Source organism: Pseudomonas sp. GW823-FHT06E10 (assembly GCF_058794995.1).
The window spans coordinates 87,509-106,608 of sequence record NZ_JBXAHJ010000015.1 but is presented as its reverse complement, the minus strand read 5'-3'; the positions used below and the strand labels follow the sequence as shown (position 1 = coordinate 106,608).

Annotated in this window: 14 protein-coding genes; 8 read left to right on the top strand and 6 right to left on the bottom strand. The window is 59.9% G+C overall.

The window, feature by feature from the left end; translation table 11 throughout:
* Nucleotides 1-415: 415 nt before the first annotated feature.
* On the bottom strand, nt 416-1,156 hold the full coding sequence (locus AC1Q6Y_RS22335; RefSeq protein WP_349736041.1) for a phosphoadenylyl-sulfate reductase: 741 nt from the start codon (nt 1,154-1,156) through the stop codon (nt 416-418).
* A 173-nt stretch (nt 1,157-1,329) separates the two neighbouring features.
* Between AC1Q6Y_RS22335 and thrH the strand changes: the two genes are divergently transcribed.
* On the top strand, nt 1,330-1,947 hold the full coding sequence (thrH, locus tag AC1Q6Y_RS22330) for a bifunctional phosphoserine phosphatase/homoserine phosphotransferase ThrH (RefSeq protein ID WP_057715714.1): 618 nt from the start codon (nt 1,330-1,332) through the stop codon (nt 1,945-1,947).
* A gap of 123 nt (nt 1,948-2,070) precedes the next feature.
* Here thrH and pabB read toward each other — a convergent pair whose 3' ends face one another.
* From pabB to rloA, 4 genes are all read right to left on the bottom strand, one after another.
* Nucleotides 2,071-3,414 (bottom strand): aminodeoxychorismate synthase component I, encoded by a 1,344-nt coding sequence (pabB, locus tag AC1Q6Y_RS22325; RefSeq protein ID WP_489340072.1) that lies wholly within the window; start codon nt 3,412-3,414, stop codon nt 2,071-2,073.
* A 177-nt stretch (nt 3,415-3,591) separates the two neighbouring features.
* A complete protein-coding gene (locus AC1Q6Y_RS22320) occupies nt 3,592-4,578 on the bottom strand; it encodes an alpha-L-glutamate ligase-like protein (protein ID WP_492625176.1) in 987 nt (328 codons plus the stop codon).
* The gene (gene rloB / locus AC1Q6Y_RS22315) at nt 4,578-6,113 is read right to left on the bottom strand and encodes an osmotic stress tolerance membrane protein RloB (protein WP_407515266.1); all 1,536 of its coding nucleotides are present in this window, start codon (nt 6,111-6,113) and stop codon (nt 4,578-4,580) included. Before rloB ends, AC1Q6Y_RS22320 begins: the two co-directional genes overlap by 1 nt.
* Before the next feature lie 5 nt (nt 6,114-6,118).
* Complete coding sequence (rloA, locus tag AC1Q6Y_RS22310) at nt 6,119-6,655, bottom strand: retropepsin-like aspartic peptidase RloA (protein WP_046042906.1); 537 nt, start codon at nt 6,653-6,655, stop codon at nt 6,119-6,121.
* 297 nt (nt 6,656-6,952) lie between these two features.
* Here rloA and AC1Q6Y_RS22305 point away from each other — a divergent pair, with 297 nt between their 5' ends.
* The 6 genes from AC1Q6Y_RS22305 to prpD all read left to right on the top strand — a co-directional run bounded on the left by AC1Q6Y_RS22305 (nt 6,953) and on the right by prpD (nt 15,577).
* Nucleotides 6,953-7,672, top strand: coding sequence for a GntR family transcriptional regulator (locus AC1Q6Y_RS22305; RefSeq protein ID WP_008048579.1), 720 nt, complete (start codon nt 6,953-6,955; stop codon nt 7,670-7,672).
* Nucleotides 7,669-8,559, top strand: a complete 891-nt coding sequence (gene prpB, locus AC1Q6Y_RS22300) for a methylisocitrate lyase (protein ID WP_008017616.1) — start codon at nt 7,669-7,671, stop codon at nt 8,557-8,559. The genes AC1Q6Y_RS22305 and prpB overlap by 4 nt, the downstream gene beginning before the upstream one ends.
* A gap of 161 nt (nt 8,560-8,720) precedes the next feature.
* Nucleotides 8,721-9,848: a bifunctional 2-methylcitrate synthase/citrate synthase gene (gene prpC / locus AC1Q6Y_RS22295; RefSeq protein WP_090454029.1), complete on the top strand. Its 1,128-nt coding sequence runs from the start codon at nt 8,721-8,723 to the stop codon at nt 9,846-9,848.
* A gap of 196 nt (nt 9,849-10,044) precedes the next feature.
* Entirely contained in the window at nt 10,045-12,639 is a 2,595-nt protein-coding gene (acnD, locus tag AC1Q6Y_RS22290; RefSeq protein ID WP_057715708.1) for a Fe/S-dependent 2-methylisocitrate dehydratase AcnD, read from the top strand.
* Nucleotides 12,640-12,705: 66 nt separating this feature from the next.
* Nucleotides 12,706-13,896, top strand: coding sequence for a 2-methylaconitate cis-trans isomerase PrpF (gene prpF / locus AC1Q6Y_RS22285; protein ID WP_492625175.1), 1,191 nt, complete (start codon nt 12,706-12,708; stop codon nt 13,894-13,896).
* A gap of 196 nt (nt 13,897-14,092) precedes the next feature.
* Nucleotides 14,093-15,577, top strand: coding sequence for a 2-methylcitrate dehydratase (gene prpD, locus AC1Q6Y_RS22280; RefSeq protein ID WP_489340074.1), 1,485 nt, complete (start codon nt 14,093-14,095; stop codon nt 15,575-15,577).
* 117 nt (nt 15,578-15,694) lie between these two features.
* Here the strand turns inward: prpD and ppsR are convergent, their stop codons facing one another.
* Nucleotides 15,695-16,513 (bottom strand): posphoenolpyruvate synthetase regulatory kinase/phosphorylase PpsR, encoded by an 819-nt coding sequence (gene ppsR, locus AC1Q6Y_RS22275; protein WP_008048584.1) that lies wholly within the window; start codon nt 16,511-16,513, stop codon nt 15,695-15,697.
* Nucleotides 16,514-16,687: 174 nt separating this feature from the next.
* Between ppsR and ppsA the strand changes: the two genes are divergently transcribed.
* The gene (gene ppsA / locus AC1Q6Y_RS22270) at nt 16,688-19,063 is read left to right on the top strand and encodes a phosphoenolpyruvate synthase (RefSeq protein ID WP_489340075.1); all 2,376 of its coding nucleotides are present in this window, start codon (nt 16,688-16,690) and stop codon (nt 19,061-19,063) included.
* The last annotated feature ends 37 nt before the right edge of the window (nt 19,064-19,100 follow it).

Here is a 19,100-nt window from a genome sequence, read left to right as displayed (position 1 = left end):
GTGTGTATGTTTTGAATTGATTGTATACAAAACATGTATGCACTTAAGCCAGAACTGTGCCAGCTGGCAGTTCTATGAAACGCGCTGCTCATTTCGTTTTGTTATGGCGTTTCGCCAAATTACTGAAAAATAGGCAATTTAAATTGACCGATTGAACAGGTATTTATTTTACGAAGGGGATTCAGGAGGACATGGCGGTGCACGTCAGGCGGGGGAATGTAACTTTTGGGGGCGCAGAAACGAAAAGTGCACACATAAATGGCACCGATGGTGACATTCCTGTGTACACATTTTTGTAGGAGCGAGCTTGCTCGCGAAAACTCGGGATAACGCGGGCACTCAGGCGGCACGCGTTATCGTTGACGTCCATCGCGAGCAAGCTCGCTCCTACAGAGGGGTATCACAACGCTCGGGATCAGCCTTTGGACTTGCTGATGATATTCCCCGCATGCAGCCCGCATTCCTTCTGCGTCGCTTCTTCCCACCACCAACGGCCTTCACGCTCATGCTGGTTCGGCAATACCGGGCGGGTGCAGGGTTCGCAGCCGATGCTGATGAAACCGCGTTCGTGCAGGCTGTTGTACGGCAACTCCAGCATGCGGATGTAGCCCCAGATCTCTTCGCTGGTCATTTGCGCCAGCGGGTTGAACTTGTACAGGGTGCGTTCCGGGGTGGAGAACGCGGTGTCGATTTCCATCACCGCGACGGCGCTGCGGGTGCCGGGGCTCTGGTCCCGACGCTGGCCGGTCGCCCAGGCCGTCACGCCTGACAGCTTGCGGCGCAGCGGTTCGATCTTGCGGATGCCGCAGCATTCGCCATGGCCGTCCTTGTAGAAGCTGAACAGGCCTTTTTCCTTCACGAACGGCTCAAGTTTCGTGTAGTCCGGCGACACCAGTTCGATGTCGATCTTGTAGTGCTCGCGCACCTGATCGATGAAGCGGTAGGTCTCGGGGTGCAAGCGACCGGTGTCGAGGCTGAACACTTTGACGTTCTTGTTCAGCTTCCAGGCCATGTCCACCAGCACCACGTCTTCGGCGCCGCTGAAAGATATCCACAGGTCATCGCCGAACTCGGCAAACGCGAGTTTCAGAATGTCCTGGGCGGATTTGTTGGCATAGGTCGTGGCGAGTTCCACGACGTCGAACGTTGGGCTCATCAGGGCGGCTTCCTACAGGTCGGTGGCGCTGGGCGCTCTATATGGGGTCGATGGTAACAAAAAGCTGCACGGGCCGGGGCATCCTCTGCGTTGCGCGGGCAGGCCCGAATCGCTAGAGTTCGGCAGTCTTTTTGCTCGCTCGACTCAATAATCAATACAAATGGGAGTGTCTTGTGGAAATTGCCTGTCTGGATCTTGAAGGTGTGCTGGTTCCGGAAATCTGGATCGCCTTCGCCGAAAAAACCGGGATCGAATCCCTCAGGGCTACTACCCGGGACATTCCCGACTACGACGTGCTGATGAAGCAGCGCCTGCGAATTCTCGACGAGCACGGCCTGAAGCTCTCCGACATTCAGGAAGTGATCGCCACGCTCAAGCCGCTCGATGGCGCCATCGAGTTCGTCGACTGGCTGCGCGAGCGCTTCCAGGTGGTGATCCTGTCGGACACCTTCTATGAGTTCTCCCAGCCGCTGATGCGTCAGCTGGGCTTCCCGACCTTGCTCTGCCATCGCCTGATTACTGACGACACTGGGCGAGTCACTGACTATCAACTGCGTCAGAAAGATCCCAAGCGTCAGTCGGTCCTGGCCTTCAAGAGTCTCTACTACCGGGTGATCGCGGCGGGGGATTCCTACAACGACACCACGATGCTGGGCGAGGCCGATGCCGGGATTCTGTTCCATGCGCCGGATAACGTGATTGCGCAGTTCCCGCAGTTCCCGGCGGTGCACACGTTTGAAGCGTTGAAGCAGGAGTTCATCAAGGCATCAAACCGGACCCTGAGCTTGTAATCACATTCCCTGTAGGAGCGAGCCTGCTCGCGATGGTCGTCAACGATAACGCGGCAAGACTGACACCCCGCGGCGTTTTCAGGTTCATCGCGAGCAAGCTCGCTCCTACAGTGATGGGGGTGGTCAGAGGTTCTGCAGCGTATCGAGCAGTACCTTCACTTTGGTAATCGACTCCTGATACTCAGCCTGCCACTGCGAGTCCGCGACAATCCCGCCACCGCCCCAGCAACACACCTGCCCGTCCTTGACCAGCAAACTACGGATGGCGATGGAGCTGTCCATTTCGCCGCGTACGTCCAGGTACAGCAACGAACCGCAATACAGGCCGCGCCGGGTCGGCTCCAGTTCGTCGATGATCTGCATGGCACGAATCTTTGGCGCGCCGGTAATCGAGCCGCCGGGGAAGCTGCCGGCGATCAGGTCCAGGGCATCGCGCTCATCCGCCAGTTCACCGGTGACGCTGCTCACCAGGTGGTGCACGTTCGGATAGCTTTCCAGGCTGAACAATTCCGGCACCCGTACCGAGCCTGTGCGGCAGGTGCGACCGAGGTCATTGCGCAGCAGGTCGACAATCATCAGGTTTTCCGCGCGGTCCTTGGGGCTGGCCAGCAATTCGGCGGCGTTCGCGGCGTCCTGCTCGGGCGTCAGGCCCCGGGGGCGAGTGCCCTTGATCGGGCGGGTTTCCACATGACCCTGGCTGACTTTGACGAAGCGTTCCGGCGACAGGCTGAGTACGGCATCGCCATCAGGCAAGTTCTGGAAACCGGAAAAAGGCGTCGGGCAAGCAGCGCGTAGCGCACAGTAAGCGGCCCACGGATCACCCAGGCAGGGTGCGCGAAACCGTTGGGCGAAATTGACCTGATAGCAGTCGCCGGCCTGAATGTACTGCTGGATGCGCTCGATGGCCTGTTGATACTCATCGGCGCTCAAGTCGGCAGTCATCGGGGTGAGCAGCTTGAAGGGCGCGCTCGCTTGCGGCTCAGGCTGGCTGAACAGTTCGATCAGGCGCTGACGCTCGCTGTCGGGCAGGGTCGGGTGGAACACCAATTGACTGGTCTGCGAAAGGTGATCGCTGATCAAGGCCCAGCCGTACAAGCCGAAGCGCGCATCAGGCAGATGCAGGTCATCACTGGCCTGGCTCGGCAGGCGCTCCAGATGTCGGCCGAAGTCGTAACTCAGGTAACCGATCAACCCACCGGCAAACGGCAACTCATAATCTTCCGGCAGAATGGCTTCGCCCAGGCCTGTCAGGTTGTCGCGCAGGCGTTGCAGGAAAGCATCGCCACTTTCGTCGGGCGACACCGTCAGTTGTTCCAGTGGCCAGGCGCTGAGCAGGTCATAGCGACCGCGGTCGGCGCTGGGGCGGCCACTGTCGAGCAGGACGGCACCGGGCGCATGGCGAATTGCCGCGAAATATTCGGCGGGGTTGGCGCGATAGGGCAGCGGGTGTACGGAACAGGTCAACATGGGCGGGGGAAGTCAGCCATCGAGGCGGGGTGGCGATTGTAGTCCCCTCGGAGAATTGCTCCTAGAGGGGATTGATTGCTGTAGGAGCGAGCTCGCTCGCGATGGTCGTCAACGATAACGCTGTATGCCTGACCCCCCCACAGTGTTTTCAGGTTCATCGCGAGCAAGAGAAGGGCCTCAGCCCTCGACCGCAGGAATATGCCCAAACATCTCCTGCACAAACGCCACGCGCTCTTCGACCGATTCACTCACGCCACGCGCCTTCATGTCTTCCAGCCGCGCCTCGACCGCATGAGTGCGCAACGTCAGGCCGCAGTCATTGGCAATCTGGATATTCAGCCCCGGCCGGGCGTTGAGCTCCAGAATCAGCGGGCCTTTTTCCTGGTCCAGAACCATGTCGACACCGATGTAGCCCAGGCCGCACAACTCATAGCAACCAGCGGCGAGTTTCATGAAACCGTCCCAGTAGGGCAGTTGCACGCCATCCACTGCATTGGTGGTGTCCGGGTGTTTGTTGATGATGTTGTTCAGCCAGGTGCCGCGCAGGGTCAGGCCGGTGGCCAGGTCCACACCGACGCCGATGGCGCCCTGGTGCAGGTTGGCCTTGCCGTTGGACTGGCGCGTCGGCAGGCGCAACATGGCCATCACCGGGTAGCCCATCAAAACAATGATGCGAATGTCCGGCACGCCTTCGTAACTGATGCTCTTGAAGATCTGGTCCGGAATCACGCGGTATTCGATCAGCGCCCGGTCGCGGTGACCGCCCAGGGAGTACAGGCCGGTCAGGATGCTGGAAACCTGGTGTTCGATTTCTTCATGGCTGATGATCCGGCCGGACACCGTGCGATAACGCCCTTCAAAGCGGTCGGCGATGACCAGGATGCCATCTCCGCCAGCGCCCTGGGCCGGTTTGATCACGAAGTCATTGCGTGCGCCGATGATCTCTTCGAGATTGTCGATTTCCTTCTCGGTGGAGATCACGCCATACAGTTCGGGCACATGGATGCCGGCGGCGATGGCGCGTTCCTTGGTGATGATCTTGTCATCGACGATCGGGTACAGGCTGCGCTTGTTGTATTTGAGCACGTAGTCTGCGTTGCGCCGATTAATCCCCATGATGCCCCGGGCTTCCAGGGCCTTCCAGGTCTTCCAGAGGCCGAACATCAGGCGTCAGCCTTTTTCAGGAAGGCTTTGAAGCGCACCAGTTCGGTCAGGCGGTAACCGCGATAACGACCCATGGCCAGCATGAAGCCCACCAGAATCAGCAGGATCGCCGGGAAAGTGAACACGAAGTACACCAGTTCCGGCACGCTCATGATCAGGTGCGCCAGGGACGCGGCGAACAGCGTGCCGACGGCCACTTTCATGGCATGGCCACCGCCGCGCTCTTCCCAGGTGATCGACAGTCGTTCGATGGTCATGGTCAGGATCACCATCGGGAACAGCGCCACCGACAAACCGCGTTCCAGGCCGAGTTTATGGCTGAGCAGGCTGATGGCTGCAATCAGCACCACCACGAACGTCAGCACCACCGACAGCCGCGGCAGCATTTGCAGTTTCAGGTGTTCGAGATAGGAACGCAGCGACAAGCCCAGCGCCGTGATGATGGTAAACAGCACGATACCGAAGCCGAGCTGGGTTTCGCGGAAGGCCAGGGCGATCAGCACCGGGGTGAAGGTGCCCAGGGTCTGGATGCCGATCAGGTTGCGCAGGACCAGGATCACCAGCACGCCGATCGGGATCATCACCATGATCATGAAGGTCTGCTGGGTTTGCAGCGGCAGGCCGTACAGCGAGTACTCGAGGAAATTGGCGTCGGTGTTTTCATCGGTCAGCTTGGCCAGGCGAATGGCGTTCATTTCGCTGTTGTTCAGGCTGAAGGTCACGTTGGCTTTCTTGCCACCATCGACGGTGATCAGGTTTTCGTCGCCGGTCCACCACAGCAGGCGGTCGGTCGGCAGGCCCTGTTCACCGGTTTCCGGGTTGAAGTACAGCCAGTCGGTGCCATTGAAGCTGCGCAGCCACAGTTCCGGCATTTGCGGCTGGTCGGCCACCAGGCGGATGGTGTGGACCTTCTCGATCGGCACATGGGCGATGGACAGCAGCAGCTCGACGATTTTCGCCTTGTGCGCCGCGGATGGATCACCGGCCAGCAGCAGTTTCACGTTGTCGTCGTTAAGGTTGTTGACCCGCTTGATGGCTTCGCCGACGAAAGTTTCGACATCGGCCGAGTGTTGGCGAATCGGTGCGAGCAGGGCTTCGGCGGCGATTTTTTCCGGGCCTTCGATGGTCATGCTGTCGCGAAAGGTCGGGCCTTTGATCTTGGCTTTCTCACCGGAATAACGCTTGGTCAGCACCAGGCGGTAATACAGCGTCTGATTGCCTTTGGCCCGGCGTGCCGACCAGGTGACCTTGCGGTTGCCGTCGACCCGGTTCACGGCCACGCCGTAGTTGTTGGAGATGAAGCTCTCGTTGAGGCTCACGAAGTCGCGGCTCAGCGGAGGCACGAACATCTGGATCTTGACCGGATCCTTGGCACTGGCGACGAACTCGACCTTGGCGTCGATGTTCCACAGGTCGTCGGTGGCGTCTTCGGTCACCGGGATGCCCAGCACGAAGATCTGATAGGCCGTAACTGAAATGCCCAGCACCACCAGGATGGCGATCAGCAGTTTCAGGTGAAGGGTAAGAGAGCGCATTTGAATTACTCGGCGGTATGAGCGTCGGTGGTGCAGGCAGGTTTGCCGGCAGCATATTTAAGGCTGGGGTCAACCAGAGCATCGAAACGTTTGAGGGCTTCGGAGCCAATCAGTAGCGGGTATTGGAAAGCGCTGCGGTCGGTCAGGTTCACTTCGATGCTGCGCAGGGCCGAGCCCATGCAGATGTCCAGTTCGATCACCGGGCGAGCGGTGTACTTCTTGCCTTCCTCCGGATCGTAGTCGCCGGCCCGGCGCTTGATCTTGCTGACACGGGCCAGCGGGCGTTCGATCGGGTGCGAATGGGCGGCGTCGATGGCCAGGTAAAAGCGCACCCACGACTCGCCGTTGCGTTTGAAACGTTTGATATCCCGTGCACTCAGGGAGGCGGTTTTCGCCCCGGTGTCGAGTTTGGCCGCCACTTCCAGATCGATGCCATTGAGCGATGCGTACTCGTTAAGGCCATACACGGTCTTTTCCCCGGCCATTGCGAAACCGGGCAGGCAAAGGAAATAAAGGAAGGTGGGGAAGGGCTTGAGTCTCATAAATCCTGATGCGCAGCGGTCCGACTTGATTCAAGGCCCTGGCATCGCTGCGCAAGCTCCCTCGTATGCCTGTCAGGTTTTTATGACAGGCAGTGCAGATGTGACAAACAAATGCGGGCGGCATTCTAGCACGGTGGTTTGATGGCGCCAGCGCTGGCCGGTGGCTATAAATAGGCCGGTTGCTTCGTAATGGTGCAACCGGTTATCAGAAGATTGTCGACAATATCGATTTATACTTTGACTGTGTCGCCACTATTCGATAGTTTTTGCGGCACTGGCTTACAAGGTGTCGACAATATGCTGGATCAACTCGATCCCCCGGTTTCTACGCAAGACGATACGGAGACGCTTTCCGAGAACGTCTTCCGACGCATTCAGGCGGCTATCGTCAAAGGCGATATCGCGCCGGGCAGCAAAATCTCCGAACCGGAACTGGCGCGCACCTACGGCATCAGCCGTGGCCCGTTGCGCGAGGCCATCCACCGTCTGGAAGGCCAGCGCCTGCTGGTTCGCGTGCCGCATGTCGGCGCACGGGTGGTGTCGCTCAATCACGCCGAACTGATTGAGCTATACGAAATCCGCGAATCCCTGGAAGGCATGGCCTGTCGCCTGGCCGCCGAGCGCATGAGTCTCGAAGAAATCGACGAGCTGCGTCGGGTCCTGGAAACCCACGAGCGCGATGAGGCGTTTCAGGCCGGGAGAGGCTACTACCAGCAGGAAGGCGATTTCGACTTCCACTACCGAATCATCCAGGGCAGCGGCAACCGTACGCTGACCCAAATGCTCTGCGGCGAGCTGTATCAACTGGTGCGCATGTACCGCATCCAGTTTTCCACCACGCCCAATCGCCCGCACCAGGCGTTCGCCGAGCACCACCGAATTCTCGATGCCATCGCCGACCGTGACGGTGAACTGGCCGAGTTGTTGATGCGCCGTCACATCGGCGCCTCCAAACGCAACATCGCCCGTCATTACCAGGACGGCGCTAACCCGACAGCCAAACGAGGTGAGTCATGAGTTTGAACAAGAGCACTCCAGGCCAGCGTTTCCGCGATGCGGTCGCCAGCGAGCATCCATTGCAAGTGGTCGGCGCGATCAACGCCAACCATGCGCTGCTGGCCAAGCGCGCCGGTTTCAAGGCGATCTACCTGTCGGGTGGGGGGGTGGCTGCCGGCTCCCTCGGCGTGCCGGACCTGGGCATCACCGGCCTGGATGACGTGCTGACCGACGTGCGCCGCATCACCGATGTTTGCGACCTGCCGCTGCTGGTGGATGTGGACACCGGTTTCGGTTCCTCGGCGTTCAACGTCGCCCGTACCGTGAAGTCGATGATCAAGTTCGGCGCGGCGGCGATTCACATCGAAGACCAGGTCGGCGCCAAGCGCTGCGGTCACCGTCCTAACAAGGAAATCGTGACCCAGCAGGAAATGGTCGACCGCATCAAAGCGGCCGTCGATGCCCGTACCGATGACAGCTTCGTGATCATGGCCCGTACCGACGCCCTGGCGGTGGAAGGTCTGGAGTCTGCCCTGGATCGCGCCGCCGCGTGCATCGAGGCCGGCGCTGACATGGTGTTCCCGGAAGCCATCACTGAACTGGAAATGTACAAGCTGTTCGCCAATCGCGTGAAAGCGCCGATCCTGGCCAACATCACCGAGTTCGGCGCGACGCCGCTGTACACCACCGAACAGCTGGCCGCTGCCGACGTATCGCTGGTGCTGTACCCGCTGTCGGCGTTCCGTGCCATGAACAAGGCTGCAGAAAACGTCTACACCGCGATCCGTCGCGATGGCACGCAACAGAACGTCATCGACACCATGCAGACTCGCATGGAGCTTTACGATCGCATCGACTACCACACCTTCGAGCAGAAGCTCGATGCGTTGTTCGCCGCGAAAAAATAATGAACCCCGTGTACCTGTAGGAGCGAGCTGGCTCGCGATGGTGGGCCATACACCGCGGGGTATCAGTTTTCCCGCGTCATCATCGGCGTCCATCGCGAGCAAGCTCGCTCCTACAGATGAAAGATTGGTTTCCCTAAAAAATTCAAGAATTGGAGACAGCAATGGCCGAAGCAAAAGTACTCAGTGGCGCCGGGCTCCGTGGCCAGGTAGCCGGGCAAACCGCACTGTCCACCGTGGGCCAGTCGGGTGCCGGTCTGACCTATCGTGGTTATGACGTACGTGAACTGGCGGCTGACGCACAGTTCGAAGAAGTTGCCTACCTGCTGCTGTACGGCGAACTGCCGAGCAAGGCGCAACTGGCAGCCTACGTTGCCAAACTGAGCAAGCTGCGCGACCTGCCGCAAGCGCTCAAAGAAGTGCTGGAACGCATCCCCGCCGACGCCCACCCGATGGACGTGATGCGCACTGGCTGCTCGTTCCTGGGCAACCTGGAGCCGGAGAGCAACTTCTCCGAGCAACACGACAAGACCGACCGCCTGCTGGCCGCGTTCCCGGCGATCATGACCTACTGGTATCGCTTCAGCCACGAAGGCAAGCGCATCGATTGCGTGAGTGACGAGCAGTCCATCGGCGGCCACTTCCTGCACCTGCTGCACGGCAAGAAGCCGAGCGAGCTGCACGTCAAGGTGATGAACGTTTCGCTGATCCTCTACGCGGAGCACGAGTTCAACGCGTCGACCTTCACCGCACGTGTTTGCGCCTCGACCCTGTCCGACCTGTATTCGTGCATCACCGCGGCCATTGGCTCGCTGCGCGGTCCGCTGCACGGCGGCGCCAACGAAGCGGCGATGGAAATGATCGAGCGTTTCTCGTCGCCGGAAGACGCGATCAAGGGCACCCTCGGCATGCTCGAGCGCAAGGACAAGATCATGGGCTTCGGCCACGCGATCTATAAGGACAACGATCCGCGTAATGAGGTGATCAAGGGCTGGTCGAAAAAGCTTGCTGACGAAGTGGGTGACAAGGTGTTGTTCCCGGTGTCCGAAGCCATCGACAAGACCATGTGGGAGCAGAAGAAACTGTTCCCGAACGCCGACTTCTACCATGCCTCGGCGTACCACTTCATGGGCATCCCGACCAAGTTGTTCACACCGATCTTCGTCTGCTCGCGCCTGACCGGCTGGGCCGCCCACGTGTACGAACAACGTGCCAACAACCGCATCATCCGTCCAAGCGCCGAATACACCGGCGTTGAGCAGCGCAAGTTCGTACCAATCGAACAACGCTGAATGGTGGCGGCCGGCACCGGGATCTGAATGCAACGCAGATCCCTGTAGGAGCGAGCTTGCTCGCGATGGAGTGTCATTCACATTGGTGTCGACTGACACGCCATCGCGAGCAAGCTCGCTCCCACAGTGGATTGTGTTCACTTCAAGTCTGGTGCCAGGCCCCACCTTTTGTAACTACCGTGACCGAGTCCTGACGATGAACACACAATTTCGTAAACCGCTGCCCGGCAGCCACCTGGATTACTTCGATGTCCGCGCAGCGGTCGAGGCGATCCAGCCTGGCGCCTACGACACCCTGCCGTACACCTCCCGTGTACTGGCGGAAAACCTTGTGCGTCGCTGCGACCCGGCCACGCTCACCGAATCCCTGAAGCAATTCATCGAGCGCAAGCGCGACCTCGACTTCCCGTGGTTCCCGGCCCGCGTGGTGTGCCACGACATTCTCGGCCAGACCGCGCTGGTCGACCTCGCCGGCCTGCGTGACGCCATCGCCCTGCAGGGCGGTGATCCGGCGCAAGTGAACCCGGTGGTGCCGACCCAACTGATCGTCGACCACTCCCTGGCCGTCGAGCGCGGTGGCTTCGATCCGGAAGCGTTCGAGAAGAACCGCGCCATCGAAGACCGTCGCAACGAAGACCGTTTCCACTTCATCAACTGGACCAAGAAGGCGTTCAAGAACGTCGACGTGATCCCGCCGGGCAACGGCATCATGCACCAGATCAACCTGGAGAAAATGTCTCCGGTGATCCAGGTGCGTGACGGCGTGGCCTTCCCTGATACCTGCGTCGGCACCGACAGCCACACCCCGCACGTCGATGCGTTGGGCGTGATCGCCATCGGTGTCGGTGGTCTGGAAGCCGAAAGCGTAATGCTCGGTCGCGCATCGTGGATGCGTCTGCCGGAAAGCGTCGGCGTCGAGCTGACCGGTAAGCTGCAGCCGGGCATCACCGCCACCGACATGGTGCTGGCGCTGACCGAGTTCCTGCGCAAGCAAAAAGTGGTTGGCGCGTGGCTGGAATTCTTCGGTGAAGGTGCTGCGGCGCTGACCCTCGGCGACCGCGCGACCATCTCCAACATGGCCCCGGAATACGGCGCCACCGCGGCGATGTTCTACATCGATCAGCAGACTATCGACTACCTCAAGCTCACCGGACGTGAAGACGAGCAGGTGCAGTTGGTCGAGAACTACGCCAAGCAGGTCGGCCTGTGGGCTGACAGCCTCAAAGGCGCGCAGTACGAGCGCGGCCTGACCTTCGACCTGTCTTCTGTGGTGCGCAACATGGCTGGCCCGAGCAACCCGCACGCCCGTGTGGCGGTGTCGGATCTGGCTGCCAAAGGCATTTCTGGTCAGTGGGACGATGTGCCGGGGCAAATGCCGGACGGCGCGGTGATCATCGCCGCCATCACCAGCTGCACCAACACCAGCAACCCGCGCAACGTGATCGCCGCCGGCCTGCTGGCGCGCAACGCCAACAAGCTCGGCCTGACCCGCAAGCCGTGGGTCAAGTCGTCCCTGGCACCGGGTTCCAAAACCGTGGCGCTGTACCTCGATGAAGCCGGTTTGACCGATGAGTTGGAACAGCTCGGTTTCGGCGTCGTGGCCTTCGCCTGCACCACCTGCAACGGCATGTCCGGCGCACTGGACCCGGTGATCCAGCAAGAGATCATCGACCGTGACCTGTACGCCACTGCTGTGTTGTCCGGTAACCGTAACTTCGACGGCCGGATTCACCCGTACGCCAAGCAGGCGTTCCTCGCATCGCCGCCACTGGTGGTCGCTTACGCCATCGCCGGTACCATCCGTTTCGACATCGAAAAAGATGTGCTGGGCGTGGTGGATGGCAAGGAAATCCGCCTGAAGGACATCTGGCCGAGCGACGAAGAAATCGACGCCGTGGTGAAAGCCTCGGTCAAGCCTGAGCAGTTCCGTCAGGTCTACATCCCGATGTTCGCGATCCACGAAGACACAGGTCCCAAAGTCGCTCCGCTGTACGAGTGGCGCGAGATGAGCACCTACATCCGCCGTCCGCCGTACTGGGAAGGTGCGTTGGCCGGCGCCCGTCCGCTCAAGGGCATGCGCCCGCTGGCGGTGCTGCCGGACAACATCACCACCGATCACCTGTCGCCGTCCAACGCCATCATGCTCGACAGCGCCGCGGGCGAATACCTGGCGAAAATGGGCCTGCCGGAAGAGGACTTCAACTCCTACGCGACTCACCGTGGTGACCACCTGACCGCGCAGCGCGCGACCTTCGCCAACCCGAAACTGTTCAACGAAATGGTTCTGGAAAACGGCAAGGTCAAGCAGGGTTCGCTGGCCCGTGTCGAGCCGGAAGGCAAAGTGATGCGCATGTGGGAAGCCATCGAGACCTACATGGATCGCAAGCAGCCGCTGATCATCATCGCAGGTGCCGACTACGGTCAGGGTTCGTCCCGCGACTGGGCGGCCAAGGGCGTGCGCCTGGCGGGTGTGGAAGCGATTGCCGCCGAAGGTTTCGAGCGCATTCACCGCACCAACCTGGTGGGCATGGGCGTGTTGCCGCTGGAATTCAAGCCGGGCACCAACCGCCACACCCTGGCCATCGACGGCAGCGAAACCTACGACGTGATTGGCGACCGCACCCCGCGTGCCGAGCTGACCCTGGTGATCCATCGCAAGAATGGCGAGCGCGTCGATGTGCCGGTGACCTGCCGCCTCGACACTGCTGAAGAAGTGTCGATCTACGAAGCCGGTGGCGTGCTGCAACGCTTCGCCCAGGACTTCCTCGAAGAATCGGCGGTTGCTGTTTAACACACGCTTTGCAGACACGGGACTTTGAGTCCCGTGTCTGTTTTCAGATTAGGAGTAACGAGCACCATGGCTCATGCACCGCAGATCAAAATTCCAGCGACATACATGCGCGGCGGCACCAGCAAAGGCGTGTTTTTCAGCCTGAAGGATTTGCCGGAAGCGGCACAGGTTCCGGGCCCGGCTCGCGACGCTTTGCTGCTGCGGGTGATCGGCAGCCCCGACCCGTATGACAAACAAATCGACGGCATGGGTGGCGCGACTTCCAGCACCAGCAAAACCGTGATCCTGTCGAAAAGCATCAAGGCCGATCACGATGTCGATTACCTGTTCGGTCAGGTGTCCATCGACAAGCCCTTCGTGGACTGGAGCGGCAACTGCGGCAACCTGTCGGCGGCGGTCGGTTCGTTCGCCGTCAGCAATGGTCTGGTGGATGCCAGCCGCATCCCGCACAACGGCGTGGCGGTGGTTCGCGTGTGGCAGGCCAACATAGGCAAGACCATCATCGCCCACGTGCCGATCACCAATGGTGAAGTACAGGAAACCGGCGATTTCGAACTCGACGGCGTGACCTTCCCGGCGGCCGAAGTGCAGATCGAGTTCCTCGATCCGGCGGCGGACGAGGAGGGCGGCGGCGGTTCGATGTTCCCTACCGGCAACCTGGTGGACGACCTGGAAGTGCCCGGCGTCGGCACCTTCAAGGCGACCATGATCAACGCCGGTATCCCGACGATTTTCGTCAATGCCGAAGACATCGGCTACAAGGGCACCGAGTTGCAGGGCGCGATAAACGGCGACCCGAAAGCCTTGCTGATGTTCGAAACCATCCGCGCTTACGGCGCATTGCGCATGGGCCTGATTTCGAACATTGACGAAGCTGCCAAGCGCCAGCACACGCCAAAAGTGGCCTTCGTCGCCAAACCGGCAGATTACGTATCGTCCAGTGGCAAAGCCATTGCGGCGGGTGATGTCGACCTGCTGGTGCGTGCGCTGTCCATGGGCAAGTTGCACCACGCGATGATGGGTACTGCTGCGGTGGCAATCGGCACGGCGGCAGCGATCACCGGTACGCTGGTTAACCTCGCGGCAGGCGGTATCGAACGCAACGCGGTGCGCTTCGGCCACCCGTCCGGTACCTTGCGCGTCGGCGCCGAGGCCAGCCAGGTCAATGGCGAGTGGACCGTGAACAAAGCGATCATGAGCCGCAGTGCACGGGTGTTGATGGAAGGGTTTGTCCGTGTGCCGGGTGATTCTTTCTAAGATCATCCAAACACCTGTGGGAGCGAGCTTGCTCGCGATGGGGCCAACACATTCAATACGTGTGCTGGCTGATGCACCGCCATCGCGAGCAAGCTCGCTCCCACAGTGGCCTGCATTTCAATCATAAGAATTTGTCATTGACTGAGATTGCCCTGAACCGAGGTCCCATCAACGAACACCGCAGAGTGAATCGAACATGAGTGCCAACGTCGACCTGAACAACCGCCCCGACTACGACAAGGTCCTGCAGGACATTGCCGATTACGTCCTCAACTACAAGATCGAGTCAAAAGAGGCGCTGGATACTGCGCGCAACTGTCTGATCGATACCTTGGGTTGCGGCCTGCTGGCCCTGCGTTTTCCCGAGTGCACCAAGCATTTGGGGCCAGTGGTAGAAGGCACTGTCGTGCCATTCGGCGCCCGGGTGCCGGGGACCAGTTACCGGCTCGATCCTGTGAAGGCGGCGTGGGACATCGGCTGCATCGTGCGCTGGCTCGACTACAACGACACCTGGCTCGCTGCGGAGTGGGGGCATCCGTCGGACAACCTCGGCGGTATTCTCGCCGTAGCCGACCATTTATCACAAAAGCACCTGGCCAATGGTGTGGCACCGCTGACCGTGCGTACAGTGCTTGAAGCGATGATCATGGCCCATGAGATTCAAGGCGTGATTGCCCTGGAAAACTCGTTCAACCGTGTCGGCCTCGATCACGTCATTCTGGTGAAAGTGGCCTCGACCGCAGTCACCGCCAAGCTGATGGGTGCCAATCGCGAGCAGTTGTTGTCGGCGTTGTCCCATGCCTTTGCGGACGGTCAGGCCCTGCGCACATACCGGCATGCGCCGAATGCCGGTTCGCGTAAATCCTGGGCGGCGGGGGATGCGTCCAGTCGTGGCGTGCGTTTGGCGGACATGGCGATGCGCGGCGAAATGGGTATTCCCGGTGTATTGAGTGCCAGGCAGTGGGGGTTTTACGACGTATTGTTCAGCCACACCAACAACGATCTGGCGCTCAAGCCTGAAGACAAGCGTGCGTTCAGTTTCTCGCGACCGTACGGCAGTTATGTGATGGAAAACGTGTTGTTCAAGATCAGTTTTCCGGCCGAGTTCCATGCGCAAACGGCCTGTGAGGCGGCGGTGACCCTGCATCCGCAAGTGCGCAATCGTCTGCACGAAATCGACCGGATCGTCATCACCACTCACGAGTCGGCGATTCGCATCATTTCCAAGGTCGGCCCGCTGGCCAATGCCGCTGATCGCGATCACTGCATCCAGTACATGACTGCCGTGCCGCTGGCCTTTGGCAATCTGGTTGCCGAGTATTACGAAGATGATTTCCACAAGGCGCATCCGATCATCGATGTGTTGCGCGACAAGATGGTGATAGTTGAGGAGCCGCGATTCACCCGTGAGTATCTGGAGTCCGACAAGCGCTCCATTGCCAACGCTGTGCAGGTGTTTTTCAAGGACGGGTCGAGTACTGAAAACGTCGTGGTGGAATACCCGATTGGGCATCGTCGGCGTCGGGTCGAAGGCATTCCGTTGCTGGAGGACAAGTTCAGGGCGAACTTGCTGACACGATTCACCGGGCAGCGTAGCGAGGAGATTTTTGCGTTGTGCAAGGATCGGCAGAAACTTGAGGCGACACCGGTGAACCGGTTTGTGGATTTGTTTGTTATCTAGGAGACCGAGTTATCGTTCATCGCGAGCAAGCTCGCTCCCACAGGAGATCTGCGGTGAACACAAATCAACTGTGGGAGCGAGCTTGCTCGCGATGAGGCCGGAACAGGCAATAAAGAACTACTTGAAACGCCGCTCCACACCTTTCTCCACGAGAATCTTCGCGGAGATTTCTTCTACGGAAAAGTGCGTGGAGTTGATGTTCGGAATGTTCTCGCGGCGGAACAGGTTTTCCACCTCGCGAACTTCGAACTCGCACTGGGCGTAGCTCGAATAGCGGCTGTTGGGCTTGCGCTCGTTGCGGATCGCGGTAAGGCGGTCCGGGTCGATGGTCAGGCCGAACAGCTTGTGCTGGTGGGCGCGCAGGGCGGACGGCAGTTGCAGGCGCTCCATGTCGTCTTCGGTCAGCGGGTAGTTGGCTGCGCGGATACCGAACTGCATCGCCATGTACAGGCACGTCGGCGTCTTACCACATCGCGACACGCCCACTAGTATCAGGTCGGCCTTGTCGTAATAGTGCGTGCGGGCGCCGTCGTCGTTGTCGAGGGCGAAGTTAACGGCCTCGATACGCTCCATGTAGTTGGTGTTGGCGCCGATGGAGTGGGACTTGCCCACGGTATAGGAAGAATGCTCGGTCAGTTCCTGTTCAAGCGGTGCCAGGAACGTCGAGAAAATGTCGATCATGAAACCATTCGAGGTTGCGAGAATCTCACGAATGTCCTGATTGACGATGGTGTCGAAGATAATCGGACGGAAGCCGTCGGTTTCGGCGGCTTTGTTGATTTGTTGTACCATGGCCCGCGCTTTGTCCACGTTGTCGATGTACGGCCGCGTGACTTTGCTGAAGGTAATGTTTTCGAACTGCGCCAGAAGGCTTTGACCCAGGGTTTCGGCGGTAATGCCGGTACCATCGGAGATAAAGAAAGCAGATCGTTTCATTTGCACCTTGGGCCTTAAGCTAGTGACGAATCTTGGATATGATAGGCGCGATTTGCCGGCCGCCATTGGCCCGCATTCTCACTTATTTTCCAGGTCCAGGCCATATAACCGGCAAATGCTCACTTAAGCAGCCGGTTTCTGAGCTTTTCCAACACAGTTAGTGGAGAGATCACCTTGGTAGAGTACGTAGTTTCCCTCGATAAGCTCGGCAAACACGATGTTGAGCATGTGGGGGGCAAGAACGCATCCCTGGGCGAGATGATCAGCAACCTTGCAGGTGCCGGTGTATCGGTGCCCGGCGGCTTCGCCACGACCGCTCAGGCTTATCGTGATTTCCTGGAACTGAGCGGCCTGAATCAGCAGATTCACGATGCGCTCGATGCCCTGGACGTCGATGACGTGAATGCGCTGGCCAAGACCGGTGCCCAGATCCGCCAATGGATCATGGAAGCCGAGTTCCCTGAAAAACTGAATGCCGAAATTCGTACCGCGTTCGCCACGCTGTCCGCCGGCAACCCTGACATGGCCGTGGCCGTGCGTTCTTCCGCCACCGCCGAAGACTTGCCCGACGCATCCTTTGCCGGTCAGCAGGAAACCTTCCTGAACATCCGTGGTGTCGAAAACGTCATTCGCGCCGCCAAAGAGGTGTTCGCCTCGCTGTTCAACGACCGTGCCATTTCCTATCGCGTGCACCAGGGCTTCGACCACAAGCTGGTTGCCCTGTCCGCTGGCGTGCAGCGCATGGTCCGTTCCGAAACCGGCACCGCCGGCGTGATGTTCACCCTCGATACCGAGTCGGGCTTCCGTGACGTGGTGTTCATCACCGGCGCCTACGGCCTGGGTGAAACCGTCGTACAAGGCGCGGTGAACCCGGATGAGTTCTACGTTCACAAAGGCACGCTGGCCGCGGGTCGCCCGGCGATCCTGCGCCGCAACCTGGGTAGCAAAGCCATCAAGATGATCTACGGCGACGAGGCCAAGGCCGGTCGTTCGGTCAAGACCGTCGACGTGGACAAGGCTGAGCGCGCACGTTTCTGCCTGACCGACGCCGAAGTCAGCGAACTGGCCAAGCAGGCGATGATCATCGAGAAGCACTACCAGTGCCCGATGGACATCGAGTGGGCCAAGGACGGTGACGACGGCAAGCTCTACATCGTGCAGGCTCGTCCGGAAACCGTGAAGAGCCGCACCCAGGCCAACGTCATGGAGCGTTACCTGTTGAAAGAAACCGGCACCGTGCTGGTGGAAGGCCGTGCCATTGGCCAGCGCATCGGCGCCGGCAAGGTCCGCATCATCAAGGACGTGTCCGAGATGGACAAGGTCCAGCCAGGCGACGTACTGGTTTCCGACATGACCGACCCGGACTGGGAGCCGGTCATGAAGCGCGCGAGCGCGATCGTCACCAACCGTGGCGGCCGTACTTGCCACGCGGCGATCATCGCCCGTGAGCTGGGTATTCCAGCGGTAGTAGGTTGCGGCAACGCCACCCAGCTGTTGAAAGATGGCCAGGGCGTGACTGTTTCCTGCGCTGAAGGCGACACCGGTTTCATCTTCGAAGGCGAACTGGGCTTCGACATCAAGAAGAACTCCGTGGACGCCATGCCTGAGCTGCCGTTCAAGATCATGATGAACGTCGGTAACCCGGACCGCGCCTTCGACTTCGCACAGCTGCCGAACGCCGGTGTGGGCCTGGCCCGCCTGGAGTTCATCATCAACCGCATGATCGGCGTGCACCCGAAAGCGCTGTTGAACTACGACGGCCTGCCGCAGGAAATCAAGGACAGCGTCGACAAGCGCATCGCCGGTTACAACGATCCGGTCGGCTTCTACGTCGAGAAACTGGTTGAAGGCATCAGCACCCTGGCGGCTGCGTTCTGGCCGAAAAAGGTCATCGTGCGTCTGTCGGACTTCAAGTCCAACGAATACGCCAACCTGATCGGCGGCAAGCTGTACGAGCCGGAAGAAGAGAACCCGATGTTGGGCTTCCGCGGTGCCTCGCGTTACATCAGCGAATCGTTCCGCGACTGCTTCGAGCTCGAATGCCGCGCCCTCAAGCGCGTGCGCAACGAGATGGGCCTGACCAACGTCGAAATCATGGTGCCGTTCGTCCGTACCCTGGGCGAAGCGAGCCAGGTGGTGGATCTGCTGGCGGAAAATGGTCTGGCTCGTGGCCAGAACGGCCTGCGCGTGATCATGATGTGCGAACTGCCGTCCAACGCCATCCTGGCTGAAGAGTTCCTCGAGTTCTTCGACGGTTTCTCCATCGGCTCCAACGACCTGACCCAGCTGACCCTGGGCCTGGACCGTGACTCCGGCATCATCGCCCACCTGTTCGACGAGCGTAATCCGGCGGTCAAGAAGCTGCTGGCCAATGCGATTGCCGCGTGCAACAAGGCCGGCAAATACATCGGTATCTGCGGTCAGGGTCCTTCGGACCACCCGGACCTGGCCAAGTGGCTGATGGAGCAGGGCATTGAAAGCGTTTCGTTGAACCCTGACTCCGTACTGGAAACCTGGTTCTTCCTGGCGGAAGGTCAAGCTTCGGCCTGATCCGGTGTAAACGGGCCGCCCCTTTCTGTGGGAGCGA